This is a genomic window from Streptomyces sp. NPDC000075, assembly GCF_040301925.1.
In the GTDB taxonomy this organism is placed as follows: domain Bacteria; phylum Actinomycetota; class Actinomycetes; order Streptomycetales; family Streptomycetaceae; genus Streptomyces; species Streptomyces polychromogenes.
On sequence record NZ_JBEPFL010000036.1, the window covers coordinates 57,820 to 79,917 of the forward strand.

Sequence of the window (22,098 nt, forward strand, 5' to 3'; positions counted from 1 at the left end):
CGAGATTGGGACATCCCTGCGGGCATAAGGCCCGCGTTATGGTGCGTGGGGGCCGCCCTTCGTAAGCTGCCGGAATGCAGCTGGAGTTGAGGCACCTGCAAGCCGTCTGCCGGATAGCGGAAGCGGGCAGCCTGGGCGCGGCGGCGCGGTGGCTCGGGGTCTCCCAGCCGGCGCTCTCCGCCCAGCTGCGCCGGATCGAGCGGGTCACGGGCGGCGAGCTCTTCGTGCGCGGCCGCAGCGGGGTGGAGCCCACCCCGCTGGGCCACTTCGTCCTCTCCAAGGCCCGCCGGGTGCTCGGCGAGATGGACGCGCTGGGAGCCGAGGCCCGCGCCCTGTCGGCGGACGTGCCCCTGCGGCTCGGGTGCATCCTGCTCGTCCTGCTGGACGGTCTGCTCGCCCGCACCGACCTGGCCCCCTCGGGGCGTGAGGTGGCCGTGGACCTGGAGAACTCGGTGACGACCCTGGTGCGGATGCTCGGCGCCGGCCGGTACGACGCGATCGTCTACGGGGAGGTCAACGACTACGAGGTCCCGCTGCCCGGCGGCGTCCGGGTCCGCACCGTCGTGCCCCGGGAGCCGTTCTGCATCCGGATGTCCGAGCGGCACCCCCTGGCCGGCCGCAGCCGGCTGGACCTCGCCGACCTGGCCGGCGAGCAGTGGATGACCCTCGTCCAGGACGACGACGGCGGCCCCGAGGCCCTGGTGGAGGCCTGCGCCAGGGCGGGCTTCACCCCGTCGCTGCGCTACCGGATCACCGACCGCAAGATGCAGCACGACCTGATCGCCGCGGGCCGGGCGATCTCGCTGAGCCAGCCCACCGCCCCCGCCGTGCCGGGGACGGTCATGCGGCCCCTGGCCGGCACCCCGGTCACCGGCCGGATCCGGCTGGCCTGGAACCGGGCCTCGGTCCCCTCGCACCAGGGGGAGCTGCTCCATCGGGCGGCGGTGGAGGCGTACCTGGCGAACGTGGACAACAACGCCTTCCACCGGACATGGTGGGACGCCCACCCGGAGGCCCACCCGACCCTCGGCTGACCCCTGCCGAAGAGGCGGATTCCGGTCGGGTTACCATATGAGCGCCGCCTAGCTCGAAAGATAACTCTGTGACTGTCAACGAGGACTCGTTCAGCAACTGGAAGACCCGCGAGGAGATCGCGGAGTCGATGATCCCGATCATCGGGAAGCTGCACCGCGAGCGGGATGTAACGATCCTGCTGCACAGCCGCTCCCTGGTGAACAAGTCGGTGGTCAGCATCCTCAAGACCCACCGGTTCGCCCGGCAGATCGACGGCGAGGAGCTCTCGGTCACCGAGACCATGCCGTTCCTGCAGGCCCTCACCACCCTCGATCTCGGCCCGTCGCAGATCGACATCGGCATGCTGGCCGCGAACTACAACAGCGACGACCGCGGACTGTCCGTGGCCGACTTCACCGCCGAGGCCGTCTCCGGCGCCACCGGTGAGAACAAGCTGGAGGGCTCCTCCGGCCGCGACGTCGTCCTCTACGGCTTCGGCCGCATCGGCCGCCTCGTCGCCCGCCTGCTCATCGAGAAGGCCGGCTCCGGCAACGGCCTGCGCCTGCGCGCCATCGTCGTCCGCGGTGGCGGCGAGGCGGACCTGGTCAAGCGCGCCTCGCTGCTGCGCCGCGACTCGATCCACGGCCAGTTCCAGGGCACGATCACCGTCGACGAGGCGAACAGCACGATCATCGCCAACGGCAACGCGATCCGCGTGATCTACGCGAACGACCCCTCCGAGGTCGACTACACGGCGTACGGCATCAAGGACGCCATCCTCATCGACAACACCGGCAAGTGGCGCGACCGCGAGGGCCTCTCCAAGCACCTGCGCCCCGGTATCGACAAGGTCGTCCTGACCGCCCCGGGCAAGGGCGACGTCCCGAACATCGTGCACGGCGTCAACCACGACACGATCAAGCCGGACGAGCAGATCCTGTCCTGCGCCTCCTGCACCACCAACGCGATCGTCCCGCCGCTCAAGGCCATGGACGACGAGTACGGCGTGCTGCGCGGCCACGTGGAGACCGTCCACTCGTTCACGAACGACCAGAACCTCCTGGACAACTACCACAAGGCCGACCGCCGCGGCCGCTCCGCGCCGCTGAACATGGTCATCACCGAGACCGGCGCCGCCTCCGCCGTCGCCAAGGCGCTGCCCGACCTCAAGGCGCCGATCACCGGCAGCTCGATCCGCGTCCCCGTCCCGGACGTCTCGATCGCCATCCTCAGCCTGCGCCTGGGCCGCGAGACCACCCGCGACGAGGTCCTCGAGTACCTCCGCGGCGTCTCCCTGCACTCGCCGCTGAAGCGCCAGATCGACTTCACCACCGCCCCCGACGCCGTCTCCATGGACTTCGTCGGCTCGCGCCACGCCTCGATCGTGGACGCCGGTGCCACCAAGGTCGACGGCGACAACGCGATCCTGTACCTCTGGTACGACAACGAGTTCGGCTACTCCTGCCAGGTCATCCGTGTGGTCCAGCACGTGTCCGGCGTCGAGTACCCGACCTACCCGGTCCCGGTCGCCTGACCGTCCCGACCAGGGAGAGCGTGCTCCGGTGCCCCGTCGACAGCCGTCGGCGGGGCACCGCCGCGTTCCCTAGACTGGCCGGGTGAACGACAACGCACTTCCCCCCTGTCCCGAGTGCTCCGGCGCGTACGCCTACGAGATGGGCGCCCTGCTCGTCTGCCCCGAATGCGGGCACGAGTGGACCCCCGCGGCGGCCGCCGAGACCGGCGACACCTCCCAGGAGCGGGTGATCAAGGACTCGGTCGGCAACGTGCTCGCCGACGGCGACACCGTGACCGTCGTCAAGGGCCTGAAGGTCAAGGGCCACCCGACCGGCATCAAGGCCGGCACCAAGGTGCGCAACATCCGCCTCGTCGACGGGGTCGACGGCCACGACATCGACTGCAAGATCGACGGCTTCGGTGCCATGCAGCTCAAGTCGAGCGTGGTGCGGAAAGGCTGATTTCCGACTGACATCCCACCGGGCTCCCGCCCTCGTCCACCCTCCGGTGGACGGGGGCGTCGTCATGTCCGGGACCTGTTCGCGGATGCTCTGTGCTGTACCTCCGCTCTAGTGGACCTTCAAGCGGCTGGGTGATCCTGAGTTCCGGATCGGCCGATCGAAAGAGCCGGACGGGATCGATATCCGGCCAGGCCGAAATCCGAGCACATCCGGCATTCCCTTCCGCGGCCTGCGTTCATCCGCCTGCCGCGGGATTCCCGTCCGTGCACATGCGGCTATCGCTTCCATCTGAGGGAGACACACATGTCCGACACCGCGCGCACCCCCGAATTCGGCTTCGAGGACCTCGACCTGGATCTCAGCGACCTCACCGTCACCGCCATGCGGGACACCGTCGCGCTGCCCGAGGGCGGCGCCTCCTCGGGCTCCTGCTCCTGCCAGGCCTCCTCCTCCTGCGGCAAGGGCGACATGGAGACGCCGTTCGGCTGACCGCCGCGCACGTCCACGACGCACACCGGCTTCCCGCCGCACCCACCGGGTGCGGCGGGAAGCCCCGCGCCACACCACAGGAGGGGGACCAGCATGCCGCAGCCACACCGCACCCCGGCCGGGGCCGGCACCGACGGCCACCGGGTCCGGTCCGCACCGTACGCGCTGGTCCGCGCCACCGTCCTGACCCACCCGGCCCAGAGCCCGGACGCCGCCGGCTTCCGCACCCTCCTCGCCCGGCTCCAGCGGATCGAGCGGCGGCTCGCGGAGAGCGCCGCCCCGCTCTGCGACGACCTGTACGCCAGCCGGACCGGCCACCCCGCCGAGCTCCACCGCGACGTGGTCCTCCCGCTGCGCCGCGCCCTGCACAACGGACGCGAACCCCGCCCCGCCCTGCTGGAACGCCTCGGCGACCTCCCCGAGCGCCTGCCCCGGCTCGCCTCCTGGCTCGACCTGCGCACCCGCCGCACCACGCTCCTCGCCGAGCTCGCGCCCGCCGCCGAACGCGCCCTGGCCGCCGAACGCGGCGCCCTGGCCGCCCTGTGCCGCGAACCGGCCCTCGCCAAGGCCGTCGCCCTCACCAGCGCCGACCTGCTGCGGGCCGTGGACCGGGCGGGCACCGGCGCCCAGGACCGCAGGGCCCGCAAGGAGGAGCCCGCCGTCCTGCGCTACGCCCTGCGGGCCAGCACCAAGACCAGCCCGCTGTCCTGGTTCACCGCCGTCGGCTGGGGCCCCCTTCCGCAGGACCCCGGCCGCGCCGTCCCCGCCTGGGGCCGGGTGCCCCTGTTCGAGGGCCCCCTGCGCCCGGTCGTGCAGCCCAGCCGCACCCTCACCACCGCCCTCACCCTCGCCCTCCTCGACGCCCCGCACCGCCGGGCCGCCCTGCCCCACCGCATCACCAGCACCGCCCGGACCACCGAGGGACGGGCGGCGTACTCCCGTGACCGGACCGCCTTCGCCGGGGGCCGCTACCTCGTGGCCGCCGAGGACGAGGCCGAGCTGCCCTCCACCGGCCCGCTGACCCTGGTCACCGAGCGGGCCGAGGACCCCGTACCGCTCGAGGAGCTGACCGGGCTGCTCGCCGGCGCCCTGACGGGGACGGGCGGCGACGGCCGGGCCGCCGCCGCCGGCTTCCTCGGCCGGCTCGCCGAAGCGGGCCTGCTGGTGCCGGGGAGCCCGGTCCCGCCTCAGGACCCCGACCCGCTGGGCCGCCTCGCGGACTGGCTGCGCTCCCTCGACGCCGCCACGGCCGAGGACGGCGCCCCCGCAGAGGACGCCGCCACCGCCGACGACACCGCCCGTGCCGAGGACGCCGCCCACGCCGCCCGCCTCGACGAGCTCGCCCGGTTGACCGCGGCCTTCGCCGACGCCCCCGCCGTGGACCGTCCCGCCCTGCTCGCCGGCCTGTCCCACCGATGGGCCGAGGCGCTGGCCGCCGCCGGACGCCCCGTCCCGGCCGTGTCCGCCCCGCTCAGCGCGGTCTCCGAGGACGTCGTCGCCCCGCGCCCGCTCGACCTCGACGGCTTCCTCGACTCCGGCGACCACGAGACGCTCGGCGAGGTCACCGCACTGGCGGAGCTCTTCGACCTCGGACACCTCGTGCGCCGGGTCGTCCGCGACCGCTTCGTCGCCCGCTACGGCCCCGGCGGACGCTGCCCGAACCCGTGGGAGTTCGGCGCCGAGATCGCCGACGCCTGGGAGGCCGCCGGACGGCTCGCCGCCCTCGACCCCGCCGACCCCCTCCCCACCGGGACCGCCGCACTGGCCGGCCTGCGCGCCGAAGCCGTGGCGGCCGTCCGGGACGCCCTCGACGGCGACCCGGCCGGGGCCCATGAGGTCGTCCTGCCCCCCGGCCTCCTCAAGGGCCTGGGCGACCGGCTGCCCGACTGGGCCCTCGCCCGCCCGCTCAGCTACGCGTACTTCCTCCAGCGCGACCCCCGCACCGGCAGGCTCTGCGTCAACCAGGTCTACGGCGGCTGGGGCCGCTTCACCAGCCGGTTCCTCGACACCCTGGACCCGGACGCCGCCACCGAGGTGTCCCGGCAGCTCCGGCGCGCCCTGGGCCCCGGCGCCCGCCCCGCGCAGATCCGGCCCGTCGGCGGGTTCAACGCCAACCTCCACCCCCTCCTCGTCCCCGACGAGATCGGCCCCGACCGCCGCTGGGCCTCCCTCGCCGAAGCAGACCTGGAACTCGTCCACGACGAGGCCGCCGACCAGGTACGCATCCGGCTGCGCCGCACCGGCGAACTCCTCGACGTGCTCTACCCCGGCTTCCTCTCGCCCGTCCTGCTGCCGCGCCGCCTCGGCGCCCACCTCGCCGACCAGCCCCACGGCGCGGTCGACCTCCGCCCGCTCGTCCCCCGGGGCACCCGCCCCGCACCGGGCGGCGGCCAGGTCGTCCACCGGCCCAGGCTGCGCCACCGCGACGTGGTCCTGCGCCGTCGCCGCTGGCTGCTGCCGCCCGACGTAGTGGAGCGGCTGCGCGCCGACCTCGCCGCCGGCGGCCCGGTCCCGGCGGAGGCGGCGGCCCGCTGGCGCGCGGCCCTGGACCTGCCCGAACAGGTCTTCCTGCACCCCGTCGCCGCCGCCCCCAGCGGGCGCGCCGCCGAGGACTTCCTCACCCGGATCGGCCGCCCCAAACCGCACCTCGTGGACCTAGGCAACGCCCTGCACCTGCGCTGCCTGCCCAAATGGCTCTCCCGCCACGGCGACGGCGCCGTCCTGGAGGAGGCCCTGCCCGCCCCCGGCGGGCTGGACGAGCCGGCCCGCGCGGTCGAACTCGTACTGGAGGTCTACCGGACCGGGCGGCGGCCGTGAGACGGCCGGGCGACGCGGCGACGGACCGACGACGGACGACGGAGCAGAGCGAGAACGGGAGCACGGCGCGCATGAGCACCCACGAGCACGCCCTCGACGTGGTGGCCTACTACCACCACCCCGACAAGGCCCCCCTGCTGCGCGGAGCGCTGCTGCCGCTCGCCGAGGCCTGTACGGCACGCGGAACGGCCGCCCACGTGGAACGGCACTGGCTGCACGGCCCCCACCTGCGGCTGCGGCTCCAGGGCCCGGCCCGGCAGGTGGAGGAGGAGTCCGAGTCCGCCGCTGCCGCGCTCCGCGACTGGCTCCGCGAGCACCCCTCGCACGGCGACCTCACCGAGGCCCGGCTGCTGGAGCGGGCCGCCGAGGCCGGCCGCGCCGAACTCGTGCCGCCGCCCTACGGTCCGATCGAGCCCGACAACACGGTCCGGATCCAGGCCGTCGACCGCTCGTCCGTACGCGCCCTGCTCGGCGAGGACGGCTCCGTCCTGCGCGAGGACCTGCTGCGCGCCGGTCTCGGCGCGCTGCGGGCCGGCGCCGGCTTCCTCGGCGAGCACGGCGACGGCGCGCGGGCCCGGATCCGGCTCGCGGTGACCGCGCTCGCCGCCCATGCGGGCTCCCACCCCGCAGGCCTCGCCGGCGGCCACTGGTCGTACGTCTCCCACCTGGAGGAATTCCTCGTCCACGAGGACCCCGACGGGCGGCTGCGGGAGCGCTTCGAACGCCACGGCGAGGCCGCGGACGCGGCGGTGACCGCCCTCGTCGGGCGGATCGCCGACGGCGGCGCGCTGGGCTGGGAGCGGGCCTGGGCGGACTTCTGCGCCAGCGCCCGGCGGCTGACGCGGAGCCGCTTCGACGCGGGCGCCGACCTGCACGGCGCCGCGCCCGAGTACGCGGCGCGGGCCAGGGCCACCGGGGACGCGGCCACGGCGGAGCGCTGGAACCACGACCTGCGCACCCGCTACAGCGAGTTCCACCGGCTGCTGAGCCGCTCCGACCCGAGGGGGACGATGTTCGGCGACCCCGGCTACCTGGTCTACCGGGCCTGCACCAACGCCCTGTACCGGCTCCTCGCCATCTGCGACGTCCGCCCGCTGGAGCGCTACCTGGCGGCGCACCTGGTCATCCGCGCCGTCCCCGCACTGACCGGCGTCGACTGGCGCACGGAGCTCGGCGCGGCCGTCGACGCGGTGGAGGGCCGGGCATGACCCCCGCCACCGTCCGCCCCGTACGAAGGCTGCGGCCCGGGGTGGCCGTGACCCCGCTCCGGGCCGGCCTGCACCTGAGGGGCCGGGGCGGCAGCCTCACCCTGGAGGGGAGCACCGCCCTGCCCGCCCTGTGGAAGCTGCTGGAGGAACCCCTGAGGGAGGGCCGGATCGAGGCCCTCCTCGACGGCATGGAGCCCGGGTCGGCGCCGCGCCGGGCGGTGGACACCCTGCTGCGGCAGCTGGAGGCCCACGGGCTGCTCATGACCGGGGACGCGCGGCCTCCGGGGGAGGACCCCGTCGGGCGGTGGCTCGCGGAGAGCGCGGAGCGGCCCGCCGACGCGGCCGCCGCGCTGGCCGGGGTCCGCGCCGAGGTGCTCGCCGCGGACCCCGGCGACCCCCTGGCCCGGGCCGCCGCAGAGGCGCTGGAGCGCGGCGGACCGCCCGTCACCCGCACCGCCGGCCCGGACCTCCCCGGGGCCCGGATCCTGCTCCGCGTCCACGGTGGCGGGACCGTCCTCGCGGTCGCGGCGGGGCGGGCCGGGGCCGGCGGCTACGCGACCGCCCCGGGCAGCCCGGCCCAGGCCGCCGCCGACGCACGGGCCCTGGAGGCCCGCCTCGGGCCCGCCGAGGACGCCGGTCCCGCCGCGTTCCCCGCGCTGCTGGCCGGTGCGGCCGCGCACCGGCTGCTGTGCGCGGCCGCCGGGCTGGCGGACCCGGCGACCGAGGGCGGGGACGCGCGGCTGCTGCCCGGGCTGCCCGCCGTGCTCCTGGCCGACGCCCGCCCGCTGCGCGCCGACTACCGGACCTGGCTCGGCCCTGCACGGATCGACGCGGACCGGCGCACCGGCCTCGCCCCCGCGCGGACCCTCGGCGAGGCGCTGCGCCGGCTGGACGCCCTCGGGGACGCGCGCTGCGGGGTCCTGCCCGGGCCGGAGCCGGGCGGACTGGTCCAGCTGCCCGTCCCGCTCGCCGCCTGCGCGCTGCCGGACGGCCGGATCACGGGCGGTGCGCCCCGGCTGGACCTGGCCCGCCTGGAGTTGTTCTGCCGAGCGGCGGAACTTCTCCTGGGTGAAGGTGGGTTCACGGTGGGAGTCAACCCCGGGCACGCCCGGGGCCGGGCCCTGCGGGCGGCGGCCGCCCGGCGCGGTGGAGGGGCGGCGGTGCCCGGGGGGCGGTGGTCGGGGCATCCGCAGGCCCGGCACTGGTGGACGACGCTGACCGCCCGTCTCGGCGTACCGGCCCGGCTGGAGGTGCGGCGCGCGGCCCCGGGCGAGGAGGTGTACCACGCGGTGGTCCACCGCACCGGAAACCCCGCCCCCCTCCCGCTCGGTGAGGCCGTGGAGGCCACCCCGGGCGACGCGGCGGCCTTCGCCGCCCTGGCCGCCATCGCGAAGACCACCGCCCCGGCTCCGGCGGGCCCGGCCACCCTGGCGGGCCCGGCCACCCCTCCGGCCCACCCGGACGCCGCTCCGGGTGGGCCGGCTGCCGCTCCGGGCATGCCGGCTGTCAACCCCGGCGGCCCGGCCGCCACCCCGGGCGGGCCGCATGCCGTACCGGCGGGGCCGGAGACCGGTCGGGGTGCCGCGTGCGCGCCGCCCTCCGGTGGGGCCGTCGCGCCGCTGGCCGTCGCCGGGGCGCGGATCGCCGCCTGGGAGGATCCCGGCTGGACCAACGGCTGGATGGCGGACGTGGCGCGGCGTGAGGCGGGCCTCCAGGCGGCGCTGGAGCGGATCACGGGGGCCGCGTTCGCCGAAACCGGCGGCGGGTTCGCCGAGACGGAAGCCGTGTTGGCCGAGCTCGGCGGCGGGTTCGCCGAGACGGAAGCCGTGTTGGCCGAGCTCGGCGGCGGGTTCGCCGAGGCGGAAGCCGCGTTTGCCGAGCTCGGCGGCGTGTTCGCCGAGGCGGAAGCCGCGTTGGCCGGGACCGGCGGCGGGTTCGCCGAGGCCGAAGCCGCCTTCGCCGAGACCGAAGCCGCCTTCGCCGAGGCCGAAGCCGCGTTCGCCGAGACCGGGGGCGGTTTCGCCGAGACCGGAGCCGCGTTCGCCGAGACCGAAGCCGCCTTCGCCGCGACCGGCGCAGCGCCCCACGCCGCCGGGGCGTCCTCCCACGCCGCCGGACTCGCCGCCCGGCTCCGGGCGTTCGGGTTCACCGTCCTGAACCGTGGCCCCGAGGAGGCCCGATGACCGTCCCCGGCCCCCTGGGCCCCCTGCCCGTACCCGTCCTCGGGCCCGAGGACGCGCTGGCGGCCACCGCCGGCCCGGCCGCGGTGCTGCTGACCCGGTGGACGCCGGGGCTCGCCGAGGAGCTGAGCCGGCACGCGCTCGCCCACCCCGTCGCCCTGGTCCCCGTACGCCTCGACGGCCCGCTGGCCGTGGTCGGGCCGCTGCTGGCGCCGGGCGCGGCCGCCTGCCTGTGCTGCGCCGAGTACCAGCGGCTGGCCACGGCGGGGGGCCGGGTGCCCTGGCGGAGCCCGGAGCTCGCACTGGCCGGCGTACCCTCCCCGGCCCTGGCCGGCTCGCTCGGCGCCCTCGTACGGGACCTGCTGGACGGCGAAGGCGCCGGGGAGGACACCGGGACGGCCCTCGCACACGTCGTCCACCAGGGGCGCGGCACCTGGTCCAGCCACCGCCTGCGCCCCGTCGGCGGCTGCGCCGTCTGCCGGCCCCTGCCCGCCGCCTCCGCCACCGCACCCGACCCGATCCCCTCCGCCCCCCGCCCGCTCCCCGACCCGTACGTCCTGCGCGCCCCCAACCCCCGTACCGCGGACCCGGATCGGCTGCGGGAGGCCCTGTACGACGAGCGGTTCGGGCCGGTGCGCGGCCTCTCGCGCGCCGAGGACTCGGCCTTCTCCCTGACCAGCGCACTGGTCACCGACGGCCGGGCCGTCGACGACGGCGGATACGGACGGGCCCGCGACTTCGCCGCCAGCGAGCGCGTCGCCCTCTTCGAGGCCGTCGAACGCCTCGCGGGGATGCGGCCCACCGGCCGGCGCACCGACCTGCGCGCCTCCTTCGCCGCGCTCGGCCCCGACCGGGCGGTGGACCCCGAGCGGCTCGGCCTGCCCGACCCCGCCCACCACGGGGATCCGGCCTCGCCGACCGTCCCGTACACCCCCGGCCTGGAAATGGACTGGGTGCGGGGCTGGTCGCTGACCCGCCGGCGCCCGGTCGCCGTCCCTGAGCACGTCGCGTACTGGGACGTGCCGGGCCCCGGCCGCCCACGCGTGGTGTACGAGTCCTCCAACGGCTGCGGACTGGGCAACAGCCCCGAGGAGGCCGCCCTCTACGGCCTGTTCGAGGTCGCGGAACGCGACGCCTTCCTGATGGCCTGGTACGCCGCCACCCCGCTGCCCCGCGTCCAGGTCCCGCCGGACGACCTCGACACCGCGCTCCTCGCCGACCGGGCCGCCCTGGCGGGCTACCGGCTCCTGCTGCTCGACGCGACCAACGACTTCGGGATCCCCGCGGTCGTGGCCGTCTGCCGCTACGAGGGGTCCCGCCCCGACGCGCCCCGGATGTTCCTCGCGGCGGGCGCCCACCACGACCCGCGCTCCGCGATCCGCTCCGCCGTGGCGGAGGTGGTCACCAACGTGCTGGAGTCGGCGGGGCGTTCGTTCGCCGAGGACGGCCCACGCGATCCCGAACGGCTGCGTCCGATGCTGGACCGGCCCGAGCTGGTGGTGGGCCTGGACGACCACGTGGGGCTCAGCGCCCTCCCCGAGGCCGGCCCGCGCCTGGAGTTCCTCTTCGCCGACACCCCGTGCCGCCCGGTCGAGGAGGCCTGGCCGGGAGCCCCGGAGCCGGTCGCCGACCTCTCCGGCCTGCTCACGGCCACCGCGGAGCGGCTGGCCCGGGCCGGTCTGGAGGTCATCACCGTCGACCAGACCGAACCGGGACTGCGCGACCGGCTCGGCCTGCACTGCGTGAAGGTGATCGTCCCCGGCTCGCTCCCGATGACCTTCGGGCACGTGAACCGCCGCACCCGGGGCCTGCCCCGGCTGCTGGAGGTGCCCCACCGGCTGGGCCGCACCGGCCGGCCCCTGCGCCACGAGGACCTCGCGCTCCACCCGCACCCCTTCCCCTGATCCGCCACCCCCTTGAGGACCGCAGATGACCACGACCGACGCCTGGCACAGCCACCACGTCTTCCTGCACGCCCGGAACGAGGACGTCGACGCGTTCCTGGTCCGCGACGCGGCCCCGCTCCTGGACGGCCTGGTGGCGGCGGGGGAGGCCGCCGGGTGGTTCTTCATCCGGTACGGGGAGGACGGCCCCCACGTACGGATCCGGGTGCGCGGCCTGAGCGCGTCCGCCGCCGCGCGGCTCCCCGGGGAACTGGCCGGGGCCGCCGGGAAGGTGCCCTCCGTGCCCGGCCCCTGGCCCTCCCGCCACGGGGAGGTCCGCGCCGTGGCGTACGTACCCGAGACCGACCGCTACGGCGGCCCGCGCGCGCTGCCCGTCGCCGAGGAGGTCTTCGCGGACTCCACCCAGGTGGTGCTCGGGGCCCTGCGGGAGCTCGCCACCGGGGGCGGGGCGTCGGCCCGGCTGACGCACGCCGCCGACCTGGTCCACACGACGGCGCACGGGCTCGGCATGGACCCGCTCACCGCGGCCCGCTGGCTGCGCCGGCACGCGGCGGGCTGGCGGTGGGTCACCGAGGTGCCGCTGCTGCCGGGCGAGTCCGTGCACCACCGGGTCAACACGGTCTACGCGGCGCAGCGTCCGGGCCTGCGGCGGCGGGCGGAGGACCTGCGGGAGCGGCTCGCGGAGGGCGCCGCGGCTCCCTGGCTCGGCCGGTGGGCGCGGTGCGTCCGCGAGGCCGACGGCCTGCTGCGCGCGGGGGAGGGGCGGGAGGCGGGCCCGGACGCGACCGCGTGGATCTGGGGCTCGCAGCTCCACATGCTGCTCAACCGGCTCGGGGTGAGCCCCGACGAGGAGCGGGCGGTGTGCCGGCTGGCCGCCCGGACCCTGCTGGAGAGCGGGGAGCCGGCGGACTACTTCCCGTCCGGCCACACCGCACCCGACCTCCAGTACCTGGAGCGCAGCAAGTTCCAGATCGGCCGGAACCAGGACACGGCCCTGCGCACCCTCCCGGACGAGCGGCTCAGGGCCGCCCCGGCCACGGCGGAGCTCCCCCTGCCGGCCGGCCCGCTCCCCGAGGTGTCGCTCGGGGCGGCCCTGGCGGGCCGGTCCTCGGTGCGCGGGGCGCTCACCGGCCCGCTGGACGCCGCCGGGCTGGGCGCGCTCCTGTGGCACTCCCTGGCCGAGAGCAGCCGCTCGGAGCAGCGCCTGCCCGACGGCCCGGCCGTGACCGCCGGCCACCGGCCCTATCCGAGCGCGGGCGCCCTCTACACGGCCCGGGTGCGGCTGCTGGTCCTCGACGTCGAGGGGGTCCCGGCGGGCACCTACGACTGCGTGCCCGAGCGGCGGACCCTGCGGCCCGTGGGCCCGGCCCCGTCGACGGAGCGGATCGCCCCGCTGTCGACGTACCTGTCCCGGCCGGCCGCCGACCCGCACTGGATCGGCATCGACGGGGCGCCGGTGGTCCTCGCCCTGTACGCGGACCTGGGCCTGCTGCGCCGCCGCTACGGGCTGCGCGCCCTGCGCCTGGCCCTGCTGGAGACGGGCCACCTGGCGCAGACCCTGCTGCTCACCGCCACCGCCCTGGGCCTGGCCGGCACCCCGCTCGGCGGCTTCCACGACGACCTGGCGCACGAGCTCCTCGGCCTGGACGACCTGGAACAGCCCCTGCAGTACCTGCTGCCGCTCGGACGCCGGCCCGCCGTCTGACACCGCCGGCGCGCGGGCCCGGGGTCCGTGGTGCCGGGGCGCGGGAGGGGGGTGATGCTGGGGGGATGGGTGCTGTGCCCAGACGGTGGCCACCCGCGGCCTACGCGGCCCCGGGGGTCCGGGCGGTACGGGTGGCGCTGGTCGGCGCCGCCGGGTTCTACCTGTTCCTCTACGGCTTCGGCTCGCCCGTCGCCGCCACGTACGCCCTGTTCTCCGCCGTGGCCCTCGCCGGGCTGTCGCGGATCCCCGGCACGGGCCCGCAGCGGGCCGCCACCGTGCTGCGGCTCGTCCCCGTCTGCCTCCTGCTGGTCGTGGTGGGCACCTTCCTGTCCGTGCGCACCTGGAGCGCGGTCGCCGGGATGCTCGTCATCGGCTTCGCGCTGGCCTTCGCGGCCGTGGGCGGACCGCGTCCGGCCGGCGCCGGGCCCGGGCTGCAACTTCTGTACATCCTGCCGTCCTTCCCGCCCTACGATCCGCACTCGCTCGGCGCACGGCTCATCGGCACCACCGCCGGGCTCGCGCTGCTGGTCCTCGCGGAGCGGTACCTCTTCCCCGAGCCCGCGCCGCCCTCCTACCGGGAGCTGGCGGCCCGCGCCGCCGGCACCGCCGCGCACTGCGCGCGGGAGCTCGCCGCGCCTCCCTACGCCCTCTCCCCGGACTCGGACGGGCGGGCGCGCGCCGCCGGCACGGGCCTGCGCTCGCTGAAGGTGCCCGAGGCCGACCGCCCCGCGGGTCCCGGCGTCCGCGACCGGGCGCTGACCCACACCGGCCTGGCCGCCCGGACCCTGCTCAGCCGGCTCTCGGCGCTCCACGGCCCGCCGGACGGCACCGGGGAGGTACTGCGCGGGGTGGCACGCCTCGCGGAGCACACCGCCGACGAGCTGGCGCCGCGCACGGGCCCCCGTACCGCCCCGGGGAAGGCCCCGGGACCGGGCTCCGGATCCGGGGACGCGTACGGGGAGCTCGCCCGGGCCCGGGCGAGGCTGGCCGCCGCCCCCGCCGGGCCCGCCGCCCCCGCCGTGCTGCGCCGCGACGCGGCGGCGCTGGAGGTGGCGGACGCCGCGCTCACCATGGCCACGGCCGCCTCCCTCGCCGTGGGCGGCCGCACGGCGGCGGACCGGGTGCTGCCGGGGCGGTTCTGGTACGCCCGGACGCCCGCGCCGCTGCTGTGGTGGCACCGGATCCGGGGGCACGCCGGGCGCCGGTCGGTGTTCTTCCAGAACGCGGTGCGGATCGCCCTCGCGCTGGCGGCGGCCCGGCTGATCGCCGGGCTGGACACGCTGCCGCACGGGTTCTGGGCCATGCTGGCCACCCTCTCCCTCACCCGGACCACCGTCGGCGAGACCTGGGGCACCATCCGCGTGGCCCTCGTCGGCACCTTCGCCGGAGCCCTGCTCACTGCGGCCGTGCTCACGGTGGTCGGCCCGCACACGGCGGTCTACGCCGTGATCCTGCCGGTGTGGATGCTCTTCGCGTTCACGGTGGGGCCGGTGCGGGGCGTGGGCTGGGCGCAGGGGCTGTTCACGGTGCTGGTGGCGATGGTGTTCGCGCAGCTGGCGCCGGCGACCTGGCGGCTGGCCGGGGTACGGATGCTGGACGTGCTGATCGGCAGCCTGATCGGCGGCGCGTTCGGGCTGCTCGCCTGGCCCCGGGGGGCCCATGACGAGCTGGGGCGGGCGGTGGCGGGCCTGCTGCGCCGGGCCGCCGAGACCGTGGTCGCCACCAGCGCCTCCGTCGCCGCCGGCCCCGTCGGGGAGGGCGCGGTGGCCGGGCGCGGGTACCGGTCGCTGCGGCACGCGCTGATCCTGGCGGAGTCGGCGTACGCGCAGTTCCAGAGCGAGCCGGCGCGGTTCGGGGCCGCCGTCCCGCGCCCCGCGGGGCCCGACTGGCAGGCGGCCCTGATGGCGGGCCACCACACCTTGTGGGGCGCGGACCGGCTGACGGCCCCGCCCGCCGCCCCCGCCCCGTTCGCCGCCGCCCTGGGGCCGGAGCCGGCCGAGGGGCTGACCGGGCTGGGGGACCGGGTGGCGGGGCGGATGCTGCTGGTCTCGGCGCACCTCGACCCGGGCGGGGACGGCCCGCCCGTGCCGGCGCTGCGGGACCCGGCGTACCGGGGGTTCGCGGCGGAGCCGCCCGGTGCCCCGCGCCGCTACTACGCGGCGGTCTCCTGGCTGGACTCGCTCATGACCGACCTGGAACGGGTCACCGCCCCGGAGGGCGGGACCCGGTGAGCGGCGCCCCGGGGCGCGGACCCGGGGCGGCCGCCCGTTCCAGGGCCTCCAGGACGGTGTCGCGGAACAGGGTGGTCTTGTACCCGGTGTGCGGCAGGGGCCGGCAGCGCCCGAGGACGGTGGAGGCCGCCTCGGCGAGGACGCCGGGGGCGGCCTCGCGGCCGGTCAGGGCCTCCTCGACCTCCGGCAGCCGCAGCGGGACCCGGGCCACCCCGCCCGCCGCGACGGCGGCCCGGGTGATGGTGGAGCCCTGGAACGCGAGCCGGGCGACGGCCTCGACCAGCGGCCATTCGGCGCGGGCCCGGCTGATGGCCCGGTGGCAGGCGGCGCGTTCGCCGGGCAGCGGGGCGGGCAGCCGGACCGAGGTGAGGACCCGGCCGGGCGGGAGCAGGTGGTCGGCGTCGTGCAGCCGGCTCCCGTCCCCGTACAGCGCGGCGACGGGGCGCGGGGACTCGCCGTGCACCTCGGCCTCGGCGTCGTAGGCGAGCAGGGCCACGGCGAGGGTGGAGGGGTGCGGGGCGACGCAGGGCCCCTCCCCGGCGACCACCCCGTAGCGGTGGTCGCCCTCGCGGGCGGGGCAGTCGGTGCCGCCCTTCTGGAGGCAGGCGGTGTGCGGGTTGCGGTAGTACCAGCAGCGGTTGCGCTGGAGCAGGTTGCCGCCCAGCGTCCCGGCGGCGCGGACCTGCGGGGTGGCGGCGCTCCCCGCCGCGAGCGCCAGGGCTGGCCAGCCGTCCCGCACCTGCGGGTCGCGGGCCAGCTCGGCGAGGGTGGTCAGGGCGCCGACGCGCAGCCCGCCGCCGGGCAGCGCGGTGCATCCCCGCAGGTGGGAGACGCCGGACAGGTCGGTGAACGGGCCGGGGGAGAGGCCGGAGCGCTGCCGGGAGGTGGTGTCGGTGCCGCCGGCGCGCAGCTCCCCGCCGCGCGCCAGGACGGCGGCCGACAGGTCGGTGAGGGCGGGCTCGGTGCTCACGCGCGCAGTCCTTCCAGGAGCCGGTCGGGGCGGATGGGCAGGTCGTACGGGCGCCAGCCGGTGGCGTCGTACACGGCGTTGGCCAGGGCGGCCGCGGTGGGCAGGGTCGCGACCTCGCCGAGGCCGACCCCGCCGCCGGGGACGTGCTCGAACCCCTCCTGGTGGAAGTGGACGGTGATCTCGGGGGTGTCGCCGATGCCGGGGATGCGGTAGTCCTCCAGGTTCTCGGTCAGCACCCGCCCGGTGACGGGGTCGGTGCGGCGCTCCTCGTACAGCGCGTAGCCGACGCCTTGGACGACGGCGCCCTCGCACTGGTTGCGGGCGAGGCGGTCCTCGTGGATGCGGCCGGCGGAGATGCCGTTCCACACGCGCAGCGCCCGGGTTTGGCCCAGCCGGGTGTCGACCTCGACCTCGGCGACCTGCACCGAGCCGGTGAAGCCGCGGCCGACGGCCAGGCCGCCCAGCGTGAAGGGGAGGGCGAAGCCGCGGTGGTCGCGGGGGCGTTTGCCGGTGACGCGGGTGCCGTGGGCGGAGTCCAGCCGGGAGGCGACGTCGCCGCCGCCCAGCGCTGCGCGCAGCCGCTCGGCGGCGTCGCGGGCGGCGGGGGCGAGGGAGGGGGTGGTGCGGCTGCCGCCGGAGATCGGGCCGTGGACGGCCCCGCTCAGCCCGATCTCGACGCGGACGCGCCGCTCCTCGACGCCGAGTCCGTCGGCGACGGCCCGCCGCAGGACGCTGCGGGCGCCGGTGCCCATGTCCTGGACGGCGCAGCGGGCGACGACCGTGCCGTCCTCGACGGTGAGTTCGACCTCGGTGGCGGGGTCGACGAAGTAGAGCCAGTTGGCGGCGGCGACGCCGACGCCCCGCCGGTAGCGGCCGGTGCCGCCGCGCCGGGTCCGCGTCCAGACGGGCAGCGCCTGCGCCCAGTCGTACAGGGCGCGGCGTTTGGAGTTCCCGTCCCAGCGGCGGCGCAGGTCGATGGGGTCCTGGCCGAGGAGGTGGGCCATCTCGTCGACGGCCTGTTCCAGCGCCCAGCACAGCGGGGGGCCGCCGGGGCCGCGGAAGGGGGCGCCCGGGGGCCGGTTGGTGACGGTGTCGAAGTCGCGGAGCCGGCGCGGGGCGCGGCCGTACATGAACCGGGCCAGCGCGGCCACGGTGCCGCCGACGGAGACCCCGCCGTCGCTCTCGGCGTCGACGGCGAGGGCCGAGAGGTCCCCGGCGGCGTCGGCGGCCATGGCCAGCCGGATCCGGGTGGCGGGGCGGTAGCCGCCGTCGGTGAGCTCCTCGTCGCGGTCGAGGGCCACGCGGACGGGGGCGCCGTACAGCCGGGAGAGCTCCACGGCGGCGACGACGTCGGTGGTCAGCCCCACCTTGGAGCCGAAGCCGCCGCCCACGTGCGGGGCGCTGGCGACGACCCGGTCGGCGGGCAGGCCCCAGCGCTCGGCGGCCAGCCGCGCCACCCGCTGGACGGCCTGGGTGGACACCTCCAGCCGCAGGGTGTCCCCGCTCCAGTGGGCCAGGGCGGCGTGCGGCTCCAGCGGGGTGTGGCTCTGCGCGGCGGTGGTGTACAGGCCCTCCACCACCCGGTCGGGGCTCTTGGCGCGGGCCTTGAGGATCCGGCGCACGGCCTCGCCGCCGCGTTTGTTCATGCTCACCGGGCCCCGCCGGTTGCCCTCCCACTTGGCGGGCAGTCCGATGCCGCCCTCGCCGGAGCTGGGCGCCTTCTTGCGCTCCGCCTTGTCCGCGTAGACCAGCGGTCCCTCGCCGGTCCGGGCCCGTCGCAGGTCGAGGGCGGCCGGCCGGACCTCGTAGTCCACGACGACCTTCGCGGCGGCCGCCTTCGCCGCCGCGCGGGTCGCGGCGGCCACGGCGGCCACGGGCTGGCCGACGTAGCGGACCACCCCGTCGGCGGGCAGCAGCCGCACCAGCGGGACGTCTCGGGCGTCGAGGGAGCGGACGAGGGCGTGCGCGTGCGGGGAGCGGATGACCACCCCCTCCAGCAGCCCGTCGGGGCGCAGGTCGGTGGTGTACCGGGCGGCGCCGCAGGCCTTCTCGGGGGCCTCGGCGCGCGGGGGAGCGGTGGCGGGGCCGGGCTCACCGTCGTACTCGCCCGCGCAGGCGGCGGCCACGGCGGCGAGGATCCGCTCGTAGGCGCCGCAGCGGCACAGGTGGCCCGCCAGGGCGTCGGCGACCTGCTCGCGCCCGGGCGCGGTGCGGCCGTGATCGGCCCGCCACCGGTCGTGGAACGCCGCCGCCTCGACCACGAACCCCGGGGTGCAGTAGCCGCACTGGAGGGCGTCCTGTCCGGCGAAGGCGCGGGCGACGGGGTGTCCGGCCAGCCCCTCGGCCGTGGTGACGCGCCGTCCGGCCAGGAGGGTGGCGGGGGTCAGGCAGGAGACCCGGGGTTCGCCGTCGACCTGGACGGTGCAGGCCCCGCACACCCCGCCCGCGCAGACGAGCTTGGTGCCGGTCAGGCCGAGCCGGTCGCGCAGCACCTCCACGGCCGCAGGGTCGTCGTCCGCGTCCGCCGTGTACGGCACGCCATTGACCTCGAACTCCACGGGACGCACTCCTCCGGGCCGGGTGGCGACCGCCGGGCCCGCGCGCTCACCTTCACCCTCCTTGATATCCCGCCGCCGGGGCCGCCGCAGCGCGCCCGCGCCCGGGGCGGGGCCGTGCGGGTGACGGGCGCGGAGCCCGCGGATCGAGTCCGGCTCGAGCGCCCGACCGCACTCTTACATACCCCCCATGGGTATGCTAACTTCCCTCACGAAGGTACCCCCTGGGGGTATACGACAGAGGAAGGGCCAGGGCAATGTCAACCGTCAATCCCCGGCGCTGGTGGGCACTTGGCGTGCTTGCCGCCGCTCAGTTCATGGTGATCATGGACACCTCGATCATCGGGGTGGCGCTCCCCGAGATGCAGAAGGACCTGGGCTTCTCCCAGGGCGAGCTCCAGTGGGTCTTCAACGCCTACGTCATCGTCTTCGGCGGATTACTGCTGCTCGGCGGGCGGCTCTCCGACCTGTTCGGCGCCCGCAAGATCTTCGCCACCGGCTGGGTGGTCATGATCGTGGGCTCGGTGCTCGCGGCGGCCGCGCAGAGCGCCTCCGTGGAGATCGCCGGCCGGGCCGTCCAGGGAGTCGGCGGCGCGCTGATCGCGCCCTCGGCGATGACGCTCCTGATGATGCTCTTCGGGCACAACCCGAAGGAGCTCGGCAAGGCGATGGCCCTGTACGGTGCCGCCGCCCCCGCCGGCGGCACCGCCGGCGTCTTCCTCGGCGGCGTGTTCACCGAATGGGTGAGCTGGCCCTGGTGCTTCATCATCTACGTCCCGATCGGCGTGATCACCCTCGCCCTGACGAAGATGCTGCCCGCGGTCCAGTCCCGCCGCGGCTCCGTGGACGTCCTCGGCGCCATCGCCGTGACCGCCGGTCTCGCGCTCGCCGTCTTCGCCGTCGTCCGCGCCCCCGAGGCCGGCTGGGGATCCACCGCCACCGTGCTGGAGCTGATCGGCGCCGCCGTCCTCCTCGTCCTCTTCTTCGTGATCCAGAAGGCCATCCGCGAACCGCTCATGCCGCTCAGCGTCTGGCGCATCCCGCGGCTGGGCTCGGGCAACCTCGCCATGACCCTGCTCGGCGCGGCCTGGATCCCGATGTGGTACTTCCTCAACCTCTACCTCCAGCAGGTGCTCGGCTACGGCGCCTTCGCCTCCGGCGCGGCCCTGCTCCCGATGACCATCCTGCTGATGATCTTCATGACGGCCATCACCGCCCGCCTCATGGGCCGTTTCGGGGCGAAGCCGCTGATCGTCGCCGGCCTGCTGGCCCTCGCCCTCGGCCTGGTCTGGCTGTCCGCCGTCGAGCCGACCGGTACCTTCCTGGTCGACGTCCTGCCCGCCTCGCTCGTCGCCGCGCTCGGCATGGCGCTCGCCTACATCCCGGCGATGATCGCCTCGATGTCCGGCGCCCCGCAGGAGCAGGCCGGCCTGGCCTCCGGCATCGTCAACACCACCTACAACGTGGGCTCGGCCCTCGGCCTGGCCGCGCTGACCGCCCTCGCCACCACCCAGGGCGCCGGTGAACTGGGCGACCTGCCCGCCCTCACCGACGGGTTCAGCTCCGCCTTCATCGCCGCCGCCGTCATCGCCGCCGTCGGCGCGGTGGTCACGCTCCTCGCCATGAAGAGCGACAAGGCCGTCGCCGCGGCCGCGGCCGCCGCCGCCCCGGCCGCGGACGCCCCGGCGCCGCGCGGCCAGACGGCGGGGGTCTGACGTACGGGGGACGGCCCCGCGCTCACCCCAGGGGTCGCCCGACGTCCTCCCCGGACGTCGGGCGGCCCCTTTTCCGTACCCGAACGAGAAAGGCAGACCCCGATGAAGGACATCCGCACCCGGGCCGTGCACGTGGCCCACGAGCTCGAAGTCCCGGCGAGCCGGCCCCTGTCCGTACCGCTCGTCCAGTCCTCCGCCTTCGCCTTCGACTCCGCCGACGATCTGGCCCGGGCCATGGCCGGACCCGACGGGGACTACGTCTACAGCCGCCGCGGCAACCCCACCGTGCGCGCCCTGGAACGCACCCTCGCCGGACTGGAGGGCGGGGCCTCGGCCATCGCCTTCGCCTCCGGGATGGGCGCCATCAGCGGGGTCCTGCTCGCCCTGCTGCGCCCCGGCGACCAGGTGATCGCGCAGCGCTGCCTGTACGGGGGGACGTACGCGGCGCTGAACGACCTGGCGGAGCGCTACGGGGTCCGGGTCGACTACATCGGCGGTGACGACGCCGGGGAGTTCGAGGCGCTCGCCGGGCCGCGCACCCGGCTGCTCGTCCTGGAGACCATCGCCAACCCCACCGGCCAGGTCCCGGACCTGCCCGGCCTGCTGGCGGCGGCCCGGCGCCTGGGCGTGCTCAGCGCCGTGGACAACTCCCTGGCCTCGCCCGTGCTGTGCCGGCCCATCGAGCACGGCGCCGACATCGTGCTCCACTCCACCACCAAGTACCTCGCGGGCCACTCCGACGTCCTGGGCGGCGCCGCCGTGTTCGCGGACGACGCCGTACGCCGGGAGGTCTGGCCGCGCACGGTCGAACTCGGCGCCAGCGCGGACCCGTTCGCCGTCTGGCTGACCCTGCGCGGCATCGCCACGCTGCCGCTACGGATGCGCGAGCACTGCGCCAACGCGGGCCTCCTCGCCGAGCGGTTGGCGGCCCATCCGGCGGTGGCGGCCGTCCACTGGCCGTGGCTGGGAACGCACCCCTCGTACGCCATGGCGCGCAAGGTGCTCTCCGGTGGCGGCGGGCTGCTCTCCTTCGAGCTGCACGGCGGCCGGGAGGCGGGCCGCGCCTTCGTCGAGGGGGTCCGCCTCGCACGGTTGGCGCTCTCCCTGGGGGGAGTGGAGACGCTGGTCACGCATCCTGCCAGCACCTCCCACCGGGAGCTGGACGAGGGCGCGTTGGCGCGCGCCGGGATCGGGCCGGGCCTGGTGCGGATGTCCGTCGGTATCGAGGACCCGGAGGACCTCTGGCAGGACGCTGAACAGGCGCTGCGGTCTTCTTTTGGGTTGACAAAATAAGCGCCTGATTCGTAGATTGGTTCACGCCAGAGAAAACCACT

General features: G+C 76.4%; 14 protein-coding genes. 12 read left to right on the plus strand and 2 right to left on the minus strand.

The window, feature by feature from the left end; all coding sequences use genetic code 11:
• The first annotated feature begins 74 nt into the window (after nt 1–74).
• The 10 genes from ABT403_RS31685 (at nt 75) to ABT403_RS31730 (ending at nt 15,524) form a co-directional block, all read left to right on the plus strand.
• On the plus strand, nt 75–1,034 hold the full coding sequence (locus ABT403_RS31685; RefSeq protein WP_344155369.1) for a LysR family transcriptional regulator: 960 nt from the start codon (nt 75–77) through the stop codon (nt 1,032–1,034).
• Nucleotides 1,035–1,102: 68 nt separating this feature from the next.
• Nucleotides 1,103–2,548 (plus strand): glyceraldehyde-3-phosphate dehydrogenase, encoded by a 1,446-nt coding sequence (locus ABT403_RS31690; RefSeq protein WP_344155373.1) that lies wholly within the window; start codon nt 1,103–1,105, stop codon nt 2,546–2,548.
• A gap of 82 nt (nt 2,549–2,630) precedes the next feature.
• Complete coding sequence (locus ABT403_RS31695) at nt 2,631–2,990, plus strand: zinc ribbon domain-containing protein YjdM (protein ID WP_344155376.1); 360 nt, start codon at nt 2,631–2,633, stop codon at nt 2,988–2,990.
• A 303-nt stretch (nt 2,991–3,293) separates the two neighbouring features.
• Nucleotides 3,294–3,479 carry a thiazolylpeptide-type bacteriocin gene (locus ABT403_RS31700; protein ID WP_344155379.1) on the plus strand — a complete coding sequence of 62 codons (186 nt, stop codon included), beginning with the start codon at nt 3,294–3,296 and terminating at the stop codon, nt 3,477–3,479.
• Between the two features lie 93 nt (nt 3,480–3,572).
• The gene (locus ABT403_RS31705) at nt 3,573–6,296 is read left to right on the plus strand and encodes a lantibiotic dehydratase (protein ID WP_344155382.1); all 2,724 of its coding nucleotides are present in this window, start codon (nt 3,573–3,575) and stop codon (nt 6,294–6,296) included.
• Nucleotides 6,297–6,367: 71 nt separating this feature from the next.
• Complete coding sequence (locus ABT403_RS31710) at nt 6,368–7,504, plus strand: lantibiotic dehydratase C-terminal domain-containing protein (RefSeq protein ID WP_344155385.1); 1,137 nt, start codon at nt 6,368–6,370, stop codon at nt 7,502–7,504.
• The gene (locus ABT403_RS31715; protein ID WP_344155388.1) at nt 7,501–9,687 is read left to right on the plus strand and encodes a hypothetical protein; all 2,187 of its coding nucleotides are present in this window, start codon (nt 7,501–7,503) and stop codon (nt 9,685–9,687) included. Before ABT403_RS31710 ends, ABT403_RS31715 begins: the two co-directional genes overlap by 4 nt.
• Nucleotides 9,684–11,588 (plus strand): TOMM precursor leader peptide-binding protein, encoded by a 1,905-nt coding sequence (locus tag ABT403_RS31720; RefSeq protein WP_344155390.1) that lies wholly within the window; start codon nt 9,684–9,686, stop codon nt 11,586–11,588. The genes ABT403_RS31715 and ABT403_RS31720 overlap by 4 nt, the downstream gene beginning before the upstream one ends.
• Nucleotides 11,589–11,613: 25 nt before the next feature.
• Nucleotides 11,614–13,293 carry a thiopeptide-type bacteriocin biosynthesis protein gene (locus tag ABT403_RS31725; RefSeq protein WP_344155392.1) on the plus strand — a complete coding sequence of 560 codons (1,680 nt, stop codon included), beginning with the start codon at nt 11,614–11,616 and terminating at the stop codon, nt 13,291–13,293.
• A gap of 65 nt (nt 13,294–13,358) precedes the next feature.
• Nucleotides 13,359–15,524: an FUSC family protein gene (locus ABT403_RS31730; protein ID WP_425580145.1), complete on the plus strand. Its 2,166-nt coding sequence runs from the start codon at nt 13,359–13,361 to the stop codon at nt 15,522–15,524.
• On the opposite strand, the gene ABT403_RS31735 is transcribed toward ABT403_RS31730, so the two are convergent.
• Complete coding sequence (locus ABT403_RS31735) at nt 15,496–16,494, minus strand: FAD binding domain-containing protein (RefSeq protein ID WP_344155398.1); 999 nt, start codon at nt 16,492–16,494, stop codon at nt 15,496–15,498. The genes ABT403_RS31730 and ABT403_RS31735 overlap by 29 nt on opposite strands.
• Nucleotides 16,491–19,052, minus strand: coding sequence for a molybdopterin-dependent oxidoreductase (locus tag ABT403_RS31740; protein WP_344155401.1), 2,562 nt, complete (start codon nt 19,050–19,052; stop codon nt 16,491–16,493). Before ABT403_RS31740 ends, ABT403_RS31735 begins: the two co-directional genes overlap by 4 nt.
• 254 nt (nt 19,053–19,306) lie before the next feature.
• Here ABT403_RS31740 and ABT403_RS31745 point away from each other — a divergent pair, with 254 nt between their 5' ends.
• Nucleotides 19,307–20,764, plus strand: coding sequence for an MFS transporter (locus tag ABT403_RS31745; protein ID WP_344155404.1), 1,458 nt, complete (start codon nt 19,307–19,309; stop codon nt 20,762–20,764).
• 102 nt (nt 20,765–20,866) lie between these two features.
• Nucleotides 20,867–22,057 (plus strand): trans-sulfuration enzyme family protein, encoded by a 1,191-nt coding sequence (locus ABT403_RS31750; protein ID WP_344155407.1) that lies wholly within the window; start codon nt 20,867–20,869, stop codon nt 22,055–22,057.
• Nucleotides 22,058–22,098: the final 41 nt, after the last annotated feature.